This window comes from Endozoicomonas sp. ONNA2, from assembly GCF_024606365.1.
GTDB lineage: Bacteria > Pseudomonadota > Gammaproteobacteria > Pseudomonadales > Endozoicomonadaceae > Endozoicomonas.
In genome coordinates this window covers 1-2,875 of sequence record NZ_JAHHPO010000234.1, presented here as the reverse complement: position 1 = coordinate 2,875, position 2,875 = coordinate 1, and the positions used below count along the sequence as shown (strand labels likewise).

Annotated in this window: 2 protein-coding genes; one reads left to right on the top strand and one right to left on the bottom strand. The window is 50.7% G+C overall.

What is annotated here, in order from left to right; genetic code table 11:
* The first annotated feature begins 801 nt into the window (after positions 1 to 801).
* Positions 802 to 2,571, top strand: a complete 1,770-nt coding sequence (locus tag KDK14_RS04290) for an ankyrin repeat domain-containing protein (RefSeq protein ID WP_257263784.1) — start codon at positions 802 to 804, stop codon at positions 2,569 to 2,571.
* Between the two features lie 70 nt (positions 2,572 to 2,641).
* Here the strand turns inward: KDK14_RS04290 and KDK14_RS04285 are convergent.
* Positions 2,642 to 2,875 (bottom strand): hypothetical protein (locus KDK14_RS04285; protein WP_257263783.1); only part of this gene is annotated, 234 nt, incomplete at its 5' end.

The window sequence follows — 2,875 nt, the reverse complement described above, 5'->3', positions numbered from 1 at the left end:
CGGCATTTTCCCGGACTGAATAAAATGATGAAGTTATTCCCGGACAATTCCTGATTCATTTGTTTCGGTTCAGCCTCATCATAAAATCTCTGGATTTTTCGTGATTTTCTACCATTCTATATTTCATCTTTTGTTAATCCCATATTTTGCATGGCTCGACAAGTCTCGGGCTGTCTTCCGGAAAAAAAGTCGGCGGCTACAAGGGTCATTGTGGCCACTGCATTAGGCGGGTGGACAACTCGGATATGTTGAATATCACACCATTGAAGCATGTCACTGTTGCCATTTCTCCCTACTCGATGTTGATTTGGTCGAGCATGGAGATTCTCTCGGGTGGCTTCATGTCATGCACGGCGATTGATGGTCACTTTATTACCTGTCGGAGAAGTGCGGATGCCAAGCCATCGATGCCAGGGGTATTCTGCTGACTTTTACGGGAATTCTGGCTGATAACCATTGAAAATCCTATTGCCCGGAGCTAAATAGTAACCAAACCGGAACTGGAACCAGGACGATAAAGTATCCTGACCGATCTGCTGTCGGGCAGCCAAGTCAAGCTGGTGAGTTGAGGCGACAACTATGTTGACAAATACCGAACCTTACAGGGCCAGGGACTGGCGCCAAAGCCTTCCACCTGATGGGCGGAGTACAAAAAGGCCTTCAGCCACTCCTGTCAAAAGCAGTTCCATTGAAAGGATGGACTCGGGTACTGACCGACCGATCGGAATAAGAAATGTAAAATCTCACTGTGGCAACATAGAAAGTGCTATCAGTCACCAAGGTAACACCAGCAATTATGTTATGGATAGACTGCCGGAAATCAATAGGCCCGCAGCCGTTCAAGGGCTACTGAATGCCAGGGACAGTGACGAGCAGCCCCCTCTCCAGCTTGCTTTAAAACAAAACCAATACAAAGTTGCGAGTATGCTGCGGGATGCACTGGAGCAACTGCCGCACACGGCAAGGCTTGATTGCATCATGCAGGAAGACTTCGGTCAACCGGGCCCAATTAACCTTCCGGCAGCTCAACCAGGTACATCGAATGTGGCTACTGAGGTTTCTGAACAACCATCATTGATTCTTGATACAGCCCATCACCTGGCTACCCTTGATGGTCATACAGAGACCGTCAAGGCGTTGCTCGACATTAACCGCTCCCTGGGCGTTGAGGCTCTCCATTTCGCTGCCCGCAATGGCGACACAAAGACCGTCAAGGCATTTCTGACCACTGAACCCTCCCTGACCAAAGAGAAGGACAAGTGTGGCAATACGGCTCTTCACCTGGCTGCCTTGAATGGCCACACAAAGACCGTCAAGGCATTCCTGGCCAATGACCGATTGCAGGGCGTTGCGGCTCTCCACTTAGCTGCCCTCAATGGCCAAAAAGAGATCGTCAAGCCATTACTGGTCATTGACCGCTCCCTGGGCGTTGAAGCTCTCCACTTGGCTGCCCTCAATCTCAAGGCCAGGATCGTCAAGCCATTATTGGTCATCGACCGCTCCCTGGGCGTTCAGGCTCTCCACTTCGCTGCCCTTAATGGCAAGGCAGAGATCGCCAGGTCATTACTGGTCATTGACCACTCCCTGGGCGTTGAGGCTCTCCTATTCGCTGCCCGCAATGGCGTCACCAAGGCCGTCAAGGCATTGCTGGCCATTGACCCCTGCCTGGGTGTTGAGGCTCTCCAATTTGCTGCCCGCAATGGCGTCACCGGGGCCGTCAAGGCATTGCTGGCCATTGACCGCTCCCTGGGCGTTCAGGCTCTCCAATTCGCTGTGCTCAATGGCCACACAGAGGTCATTAAGGCATTGCTGGCCATTGACCCCTCCCTGGCCAAAGAGAAGGACAGCTGTGGCAATACGACTCTTCACCTGGCTGCCCTCAATGGCCACACAGAGACCTTCAAGGAATTTCTGGACATTGCCCCCTCCCTGGCCAAAGAGAAGGACAACTGTGGCAATACGGCTTTTCACTTGGCTGCCTTGAATGGCCAAACAGAGACCGTCAAAGCATTTCTGTACATTGCCCCATCCTTGTCCAAAAAGAAGGACAGCAATGGCGAAACGGCTCTGCACAAAGCTGCTTTTGGTGGCCACCTGGAGACCATCCAGGCATTGCTGGACATTGCCCCCTTCCTGGCCAGAGATAAGGATAACAAAGGCAACACCGCTCTCCACCACGCTGTCTTTGGGAGCCACACAGAAATCGTCAAGGTGTTACGGGACGCTAAAAACATCAAGGTCAATGCGAAGGATTTCTGCCATGGCCGAACGGCTCTTCTCTGCGCTGTCTCTCAGGGCCACATAGAAATCGTCAAGGCGTTACTGGACGCTAAAGACATCAATGTCAATGAGAACAATAGAGATGGCGATACCGCTCTCCACTGCGCTGTCATTGGGGGCCACACAGATATCGTCAAAACATTAGTGGACGCTAAAGGCATCAAGATCAATCAGAAGAATAAATATGGCTGGACGGCTCTGGACGTTGCTAACCGTAGTGGTCATACAGTGCATGAGATACTTCTTCGTGAAAAAAGAGTTCATTATTCACCGGTCTGCCTTCTTCAGTGAGCAATAACATTGAGCGAGGAACTATTGCCGGGCCTTGAATCTTGCTTCAAACTGCTCTCTTCATACTGCGTCAGACTTGGCGCACCATCTTTAATTTGCCCCTTTCTGAATAAATATATTTATTTTCAGAATCTCTGCTGTTCGGGATCTGAAAGCCAGCCGAACCGTTGCAGTCTGCAGCCCAGTGCAGAGAAGCGCTAATACCCACACAGCCCTCCCTCGCTACCATGCCCTGAAGTTGTGGAACCATCGGTTTCTCCCCATAATCATGAGAGTTTGATAAAAAAATCAGGGAGATAATTAA

Bases quoted from the DNA above. Each gene is read 5' to 3' on its own strand.
- KDK14_RS04290 (WP_257263784.1), top strand. From the start codon at position 802: ATGGATAGACTGCCGGAAATCAATAGGCCCGCAGCCGTTCAAGGGCTA.